Source organism: Flavobacterium panici, from assembly GCF_903819335.1.
Classification (GTDB): Bacteria; Bacteroidota; Bacteroidia; order Flavobacteriales; family Flavobacteriaceae; genus Flavobacterium; species Flavobacterium panici.
In genome coordinates, this window is record NZ_CAIJDE010000037.1 from 1 (window position 1) to 448 (window position 448).

Annotated in this window: 1 protein-coding gene; it reads right to left on the reverse strand. The window is 32.6% G+C overall.

Features of this window, described 5'->3' with window-relative positions; translation table 11 throughout:
* Window positions 1-27: 27 nt before the first annotated feature.
* Window positions 28-408 carry a hypothetical protein gene (locus FLAPXU55_RS09270; protein ID WP_180857432.1) on the reverse strand — a complete coding sequence of 127 codons (381 nt, stop codon included), beginning with the start codon at window positions 406-408 and terminating at the stop codon, window positions 28-30.
* Window positions 409-448: the final 40 nt, after the last annotated feature.

The window sequence follows — 448 nt, forward strand, 5'->3', positions numbered from 1 at the left end:
TGGGATAATTGTGTTTCATCTCCTGAATTACTTGGTATTGGACTTTTTTACAATTTTAATTTTGAATTCCTGCTCAGCAATTTCAATCATTTTGCGATAAGCTTCGGCTAAAAGCCGGGTTTCCTGCAGTTCTTTTTTTAACTGCGATACAGATTCTTCTGCTTCTTTATCCGCTAATTTGTTTGTGTAATCTTTCATCTTAGGTAAAGATACAATACTGGGTTTTGAATAATCAAAACCTATTTCTTTGAGCCAGTAAGTTAATCTTGAATGTCCAATATTATATTTATTCTCAATTTCTCTTTTTGTCAAAGTTCCGGTTAAAAAATCATTGCAGACAAATCGTTTGAATTCTTCGCTATACTGAGACTGCCATTTTGAAGGTGATGTCCTTGAATATCTTTCCATACTTTTACACTTTTGTGTAAACCTATTTTAGGACAAGACA